The 6,510-nt window shown below is 67.0% G+C and carries 8 protein-coding genes; 3 read left to right on the top strand and 5 right to left on the bottom strand.

Annotated features, from left to right (window positions below):
- A partial coding sequence (locus HY699_09070) for a hypothetical protein (GenBank protein MBI4515949.1) occupies positions 1-203 on the bottom strand: 203 nt, incomplete at its 3' end.
- A gap of 398 nt (positions 204-601) precedes the next feature.
- On the opposite strand from HY699_09070, the gene tnpB reads away from it, so the two are divergent.
- The 3 genes from tnpB (at position 602) to HY699_09055 (ending at position 2,819) form a co-directional block, all read left to right on the top strand.
- Positions 602-853 carry an IS66 family insertion sequence element accessory protein TnpB gene (gene tnpB / locus HY699_09065; protein ID MBI4515948.1) on the top strand — a complete coding sequence of 84 codons (252 nt, stop codon included), beginning with the start codon at positions 602-604 and terminating at the stop codon, positions 851-853.
- Between the two features lie 54 nt (positions 854-907).
- On the top strand, positions 908-2,407 hold the full coding sequence (locus tag HY699_09060) for an IS66 family transposase (GenBank protein MBI4515947.1): 1,500 nt from the start codon (positions 908-910) through the stop codon (positions 2,405-2,407).
- Positions 2,408-2,606: 199 nt separating this feature from the next.
- A complete protein-coding gene (locus HY699_09055) occupies positions 2,607-2,819 on the top strand; it encodes a type II toxin-antitoxin system HicB family antitoxin (GenBank protein MBI4515946.1) in 213 nt (70 codons plus the stop codon).
- A 190-nt stretch (positions 2,820-3,009) separates the two neighbouring features.
- On the opposite strand, the gene HY699_09050 is transcribed toward HY699_09055, so the two are convergent.
- The 4 genes from HY699_09050 to HY699_09035 all read right to left on the bottom strand — a co-directional run bounded on the left by HY699_09050 (position 3,010) and on the right by HY699_09035 (position 6,376).
- A complete protein-coding gene (locus tag HY699_09050; protein ID MBI4515945.1) occupies positions 3,010-4,017 on the bottom strand; it encodes a LamG domain-containing protein in 1,008 nt (335 codons plus the stop codon).
- A 118-nt stretch (positions 4,018-4,135) separates the two neighbouring features.
- Entirely contained in the window at positions 4,136-4,882 is a 747-nt protein-coding gene (locus HY699_09045) for an FAD-dependent oxidoreductase (GenBank protein MBI4515944.1), read from the bottom strand.
- Positions 4,879-5,232: a 2Fe-2S iron-sulfur cluster binding domain-containing protein gene (locus HY699_09040; GenBank protein ID MBI4515943.1), complete on the bottom strand. Its 354-nt coding sequence runs from the start codon at positions 5,230-5,232 to the stop codon at positions 4,879-4,881. Before HY699_09040 ends, HY699_09045 begins: the two co-directional genes overlap by 4 nt.
- Positions 5,233-5,383: 151 nt before the next feature.
- Complete coding sequence (locus HY699_09035) at positions 5,384-6,376, bottom strand: phosphoglycerate dehydrogenase (protein ID MBI4515942.1); 993 nt, start codon at positions 6,374-6,376, stop codon at positions 5,384-5,386.
- Positions 6,377-6,510 lie beyond the last annotated feature (134 nt).

Here is a 6,510-nt window from a genome sequence, read left to right as displayed (position 1 = left end):
CAGCGCATTGGATCCCAGGCCAGGGCCACCGAGCCGCCGATGCCCCAGTCGGGGGACTCGTCGGTGAAGCCGGCGGCGGCGGTGGGGCGGAGGAGGATGTCCACTGCACCGGCCGCTAGGCGTATGTCCACTCCGGGCTCGAAGAGCACAACGCTTTGTGAGTCGTTGGTGTCGAAGCTCTCTCCGAGTAGCTCGGCGCGCACGCCGATGATGTCGGTGATGGGCTCCGCAGGAACCCACGGTCTTCTGGGACGCCACCGGCGTCAGGGACGAGCGCGATCCCGTGCGAACGGGTGAGCGCAGCGTCTTGATCCAGATGAGTGACTGGTGCGGCCTGCGCGCCGCAACCGACGAGAGTGAAGATCCGGGGTGCGTTCAAGCGTTCCGCTAACAGCGGATGGGAAGAAGATGGCAGCTAAAGGAAAAGAAGGCGGCAGTGCCGCGATCGGACTCGTTTGCTCAGTTGACAACGGCCTTCCAATGGGTGACCCGGCCACCTGACCCCAGCCACCTTTCTGAACTACGTCGAAGGGCCCGAGCCGGGCACTAACTGGGACTGGCTGCGGACCTGCGCCGGTCCTTCGATCGGCTCAGCGCCCAGGTGCAGGAGGTGCTGCGCCAAGACCCGCTCTCGGGGCATGTCTTTGCGTTTTTCAATCGGCGGCGCGATCGGGTGAAGTTGTTGGTCTGGGAGCGGGACGGATTCTGGCTGCTGTACAAGCGCCTGGAGGCCGGGACCTTCGCGGTGCTGGACCGCGAGGAGATCAACCCGCGGGAGCTGTACCTGCTCCTGGATGGGATCGAGGTCGTGCGCGAGCGCCGACGGTACGTCCGCCCACACACAAATGCGTGATGGTGCTCTATATGATCTAGATATTCTATAATCACTGTGGTATAGCAGTCTCCGGTGGTGGTAGACGTGGTGGCGGTACGCGATACAGAGACCCAAGCGGTCGTCGACGAACTCAGCAGCGAGATCGATCGGCTCAACCGAGAGAACGCGGCCCTACGGCAGCGGGTCCAGCTACTGACGCATAGGCTGTTCGGGCGGCGCAGCGAGAAGGGCGTGCCGGTGGTGGAGCAAGGGGTGCTGCCCTTCGAGCCGGCGGTGGCCGGAGCGGTCCAGGCCGAGACGACGGACGAGTCAGCGCGGGAGGAGACCAGCGAACGGGCGCCGCGGCGTCGGCGTCATCCCAGCCGGCGGCGCTTGCCCGCCGATCTGCCCCGCGAACGCATCGAGGTGGTGCCACCGGCCAGTGAGCGCCACTGCCCGACTTGCGACAGCGCCAAGGTGCGCATCGGGGCAGACACCACCGAGGAGCTGGACTACGTGCCGGCGTCGTTTGTGATCCGGGAGTACGTGCGGCCGAAGTACGCCTGTGTGAGCTGCCAGCAGGGTGTGGTGCAGGCGGTTCTCCCGGCCCGGCCGATCGAGAAGGGACGACCGGGGCCGGGCTTATTGGCGCACGTGGTCACCTCCAAGTACGCCGATCACCTGCCGCTGTATCGCCTGGAGCAGATCTTCGCGCGCCACGGCGTGGAGATGACTCGACGCACCCTCTCGGAGTGGAACGGGGCGGTGGCCGACTTACTGGAACCCATCGTGCGGGCGATGCACCGGGAGCAGGTGTGCCAGTCGCCCTGGATTCAATGTGACGACACGACCCTGGATGTGCAGGACCCGAGTCGCGCGCCCGAGATCCGCACCGGACACTTGTGGGTGTATCGGGCCGAGGCGGGCGATGTGGTGTACGACTTCACCTGGTTGCGCAATCGGGACGGGCCGTTACGGATGCTGGCCGACTACCGGGGGTATCTGCAGGCGGACGCCGCGCCCGCCTATGACGACGTGTTTGCCCAGCATCCGGAGATCATCGAAGTCGGCTGTTGGGCGCATGCGCGGCGGTACTTCAAGGAAGCGATGCCGACGGCGGCGCTGGCCTGCGCGCAGGTGTTGGCGCTGATCGGGCAGCTCTACGGGATCGAGCGCACAGCCAGCGATAGGCATCTCGATGCATCCGCACGACGGCGGTTGCGGCAGGAACAAGCGCGACCGGTTCTGGAGAGACTACGCGCGTACCTGCAGGAGCAAGCGGCAACGGCATTGCCGAAGAGTCCGCTGGCTACAGCCGTGGGCTACGCGCTGCGCAACTGGGGTGCCCTGACACGCTACACCGAAGACGGGCGGCTCAAGATCGACAACAACGGCGCGGAGCAGGCGTTGCGGCCGATCGTGCTCGGCCGCAAGAATTGGCTCTTTGCGGGTAGCGAAGCGGCGGCACACCGCACCGCGATCCTGTGTTCGCTGGTGCAGACGTGCAAACACCTCCAGATCAATCCGTTCGTGTATCTGCGCGATGTCTCGATCGCGTCTCAACGCACCCGGCGCGGCTGGTCTTGGAGCTGACGCCGCGCGAGTGGAAACGCCTGCGGCCCGAACAGACGGCCGCGGCCGCGTAACACGCATCACCCCCCAACCCGCCCCGGAAGACTCACACACTGTGCCAAACCGGCTTGTCCGCTGGCCTGGAGTTGGTCACCCGCTTACACCAAGTGCGACAAGTGCGTGCGACAATTCTGAAGCACAAGCTCGGAGGCCCAACGTAATGCTGAACTACGAAATCATCCTCTATTGGAGCGACCAGGACGGGGTGTTCGTAGCTGAGGTACCGGAGCTCCCCGGATGCATGGCCCACGGCGATACCCAGGAAGCTGCGCTCGCCAACGCTAAGGATGCCATGCAGCTCTGGATCGACACGGCAACAGAATTCGGCGACCCGATCCCCGAACCAAAGAGGCGCCGGCTCATGTACGCGTGACCGGCTCGCCGAACACCTGCTCTAACGTCTTGGCGCTCAGGCGCGGCGGTGTTCTCGCCGTCGCCTGGAGCGTCATGATCCTCATCAAGGCCTCCCCCGTGCGCCGGTTACACCGGCAAGGTGCCGACGCCTGAGACGAACAGGGCAAGGCGGGGTGGAGGCTTCCCGCGGCACCGATCACGCCACCAGCCTAGTGCGGCGGCACCGTCTCGGTCACTATCTGTGCGATCTCCTCCCAGCTGGCGGCGTATTGCAACACCAGCAAGCTGCGCAGCGATACCGGCGCCGCCGCCGGATCGATCTCCTTGCGGCTCGAAGCGACGTAGAGCGCCGTCCCCGGCGGCAGCGCGAAGGTGCCGGCGTACGTCCCTTGATCGCTGAGCATCCCGTCGAGGTAGATCGACAACAGCGCCTCACCCCAAGTCAGCGCCACGTGATGCCACTCGCCGGCACCCCATTTGATGCCGCTGCCGACGGGAGTTTCGCGGCCGTCGGAGGTCGTCAGCATGAAGCGGATCGCGGTCGGCCCCATGCCGAGTTCGAGGCGGTTCGGCCAGCCGCCCGAGAGCAAGGAGATCAGTTGGCGCTCCTTGCCGTCGGCCGGATCGGTCTCCCGCCGCACCCACAGGGCGACTGTGCCCTGATCGGGATCAACCCCACCGGCATCGGCATACGCCAGCACCGCCGTCGGCGGAAAGAACGCCGCGCCGGTTTTCGGGTCCAAGGTAACATCCTGTTCGATGAGCGGCGGAGTCTGATCGGCCGCGCTGGTGGTGCCGTCAAAGCTGACCGACAGAACAGCCGCGGCCAGACCTGTCTCCGGGGTTACGGCCGCCGGCGGCTCAGCCGGCGCCGCATCGGTAGCTGCGGCGGCGCCGCCGCGCTGCGGCGAGGTTGCCCCCGGCGCTTTCGGCGCCGCGCCGGGCGTCACCCCCATACGCGGCGGCGCCATTCCGCCGGACAACCGCGGGCTGAAATCCGACCCCGCGGCCGGCTCGTCCGCCGGCTCGCTCATGGGCGCACCGCCGGGTACGCCGCGCCGCACACGCGGCAGCTCGGCCGCGGCCAGCCGCCGCTCGGCCGGCGCCGGCTGCGCTTCCGGCTGTGTTGCTTGCACGTAATGGCGCAGCCACAGCATCCCAGCCACCAGCAGACTCGCGCCGACAACGCCGCCCACCGCTCGCACTACCGGCGCCATGACAACCCCGCAAGCAAGCCGCCGGCACACCCGCGTTCGAGAAACCGCCTAGCCACCGTCACCCACGGCCGCGCAGGCGTCCGCCCCGCCATGTATCTCTGCCTCTCCACCTCGCTGCCTACCACTTCTCGTATTGCACCGCGCGGCGCGCGTAGCCGGCACCGCGCAGCAGGTCGCGCAACTCGGTCACGATGTCGCCAACGCCGCAAACGTAGAAGTGTCGGCTGCGGTCGCCATCCCCGTTGACGTAGCGGTCGCGGGTCAACGCCAGCAGAGCACTGGCGCTGTCAGCTGAAAGCGCGTCGAACTCGAAGCGCGGGCAGGTGCGCTGCCAGCCCTGCCACTCGTCTGAATACAGATGCCCAGCCGCCGCGGGCGCACGGTGATGCAAGCGGACGGGGAACCCGGGCTCCGCTCTGAGCACCCGGCGCAGCATCGGCCGGATCGGCACAATCCCCGTAGCATCGGCCAGAAACACGACTTCAGCTGCCGGCGGCGCGGACAGGGTGAACGCGCCCCACGGACCGGTGAAGTGAATGCGCGCGCCCAGCGGCAGGCTGAACAGATACTGCGAGCCCAGACCGTCCGGGACCAGGTCCAGGCAAAGCTCGAGGCAGTCAGCAGTCTCGGGGTCCGAAGCGATGGAGTACGCCCGCGTCAGCGTCTGCCCGCCGGCCGGCAGTTGCAGCGATATGAACTGGCCTGGCACGAACCGCAGGGGTCGATCGGCCGGCAGCCGCAGCCACAGCGAGCGGGTCGTCCGGTCGTGCTCGATGATCTGCTCGACGACGGCCTCGTATGTCACTCGAAGTGCGTCCGCCATGCCCGTGGTCGCGCCGGCCGCAATGCTTCCCGATCCGCTCATGCGAGATTGATGGTGAAGCGCGGGATCAGCACGACTACCTCCCCGTCGCGCTCTACCACCGCCTGGCAACCCAGGCGCGAGGTGGGGGTAAGCCCCGGTGCTTTATCCAGCAGGTCATCTTCACTCTCGCACTGTGGCGACAACAGCTCGGCCCCCTGCTTGATGACCACGTGGCAGGTGGTGCAAGCGCAGTTGCCGCCGCAGGCGTGACCGAGGTGCACCCCGTGGCCCAGCAGCACGTCCAAAATCGAGCCGGGCCGGCCGTCGTGTTGAAAGGGAGACTTGCTCACGTCGAACTCGATTACCCGCTCGGGCTCGCCGCTCTCGTGCAGCACACGCAACTTCGCCATCAGCCACCATTTCCGGAACCGTGTCGGTCAGAGCCGATTTGTAGCATCCGCCCCGAGGCGACGCGAGCCGGCCCGCGTGCGTCACCGAGAAGCCTGCCATCGTTTCCGCCCACGACCAGCCCGCGACCATCGTGGTTTCCAACTGACCACCTCACGCGTGACATCCGTCCGCGGCCGCAATTACGTCTTGCGGGGGTTCGCCGCGGCCAACCCGCCGGCAGTTATCGAGGGCAGCGGTGAGAATTCGCATCACCGACTCGGCGGTTACGCCGGCCATGTGCGGCGAGAGCACGCAGTTCGGCGCCTGCCGCAGTGGATCATCCGGCAGCGGCGGCTCGGGATCGAAGACATCGACGGCGGCCGCGCCGATCCGCCCCTCCCTCAGGGCACGCGCCAGCGCGGCGGAGTCGACGAGCTGGCCGCGAGCAGTATTGACCAGCACGGCCTGGGATTTCATCAGCGCCAGCGCGCGCGCGCCGATCAGGCCGCGCGTCTGCGGTGTCAGGGGAAGGTGCAGAGACACGATGTCGCTCTCGGATAGAAGGGTATCCAACTCCCGGAACTCCGCCCCCAGACTCATCTCGGTCGCGGGATCCGAACGCGCGGCGGCGTTGTAGATGACGCGCATATCGAACGCACGGGCACGCTTGGCGACTTCGCGCCCGATACGCCCCAAGCCGATGATTCCAAACGTCTTGCCCGCCAACTCCAAGACGCCATGCTGCAGCATGGCGAGGCTCCCCCAGTTGCCCGCGCGCACCGCCGCGTCGCCCGCGATAATGCGCCGGATCGCCACGCCCGCGAGCAGGAGCGTCATCTCGGCCACCGTGTGCGCCTCCGCGCCGGATGAGGCCACGGTGGCGACCGGCACGCCCGCCGCAGCGGCGTCGGCGACATTAACATGGTCGAAGCCGTGCCCGGGAACTTGGATCAGCTTCAGCTTCGGCGCCCGTGCAATCAGGCGGGCGTCCACCGGGCCCGGCGGCGGAGCAATAACGAACTCGACCTCGGCAGCAACGCCATCGGGCACGTCGTCCTGGTTGCCGAAACCGCTCACGCTCCAACCATCGCCCAACATGCTGCTGTAGAACGCGGCCGCGAATGCCGGATCCGACGGCGGGGGAATCAGCGCGACCAGCATCATGCGTCCTGTTTAGCATCTGATCCTGCCCGAGAAGTGTTCGCTGGACACGGTGACGTGAGATGTTAGGGTCCTTCAGCAAGCTTGGCAAAGACTTTGAAGAACTCGGCGATGTCGTCCATGCGTGGCAGCCCGAT

This window comes from Deltaproteobacteria bacterium, assembly GCA_016210005.1.
Taxonomy (GTDB): domain Bacteria; phylum Desulfobacterota; class Binatia; order HRBIN30; family JACQVA1; genus JACQVA1.
Note: the sequence above shows the minus strand (reverse complement) of the source record. Positions and strands in the feature narration are given on the sequence as shown.

Bases quoted from the DNA above. Each gene is read 5' to 3' on its own strand.
- HY699_09055 (MBI4515946.1), top strand. From the start codon at position 2,607: ATGCTGAACTACGAAATCATCCTCTATTGGAGCGACCAGGACGGGGTG.
- HY699_09050 (MBI4515945.1), bottom strand. From the start codon at position 4,017: ATGGCGCCGGTAGTGCGAGCGGTGGGCGGCGTTGTCGGCGCGAGTCTG.
- HY699_09045 (MBI4515944.1), bottom strand. From the start codon at position 4,882: ATGAGCGGATCGGGAAGCATTGCGGCCGGCGCGACCACGGGCATGGCG.
- HY699_09040 (MBI4515943.1), bottom strand. From the start codon at position 5,232: ATGGCGAAGTTGCGTGTGCTGCACGAGAGCGGCGAGCCCGAGCGGGTA.
- HY699_09035 (MBI4515942.1), bottom strand. From the start codon at position 6,376: ATGATGCTGGTCGCGCTGATTCCCCCGCCGTCGGATCCGGCATTCGCG.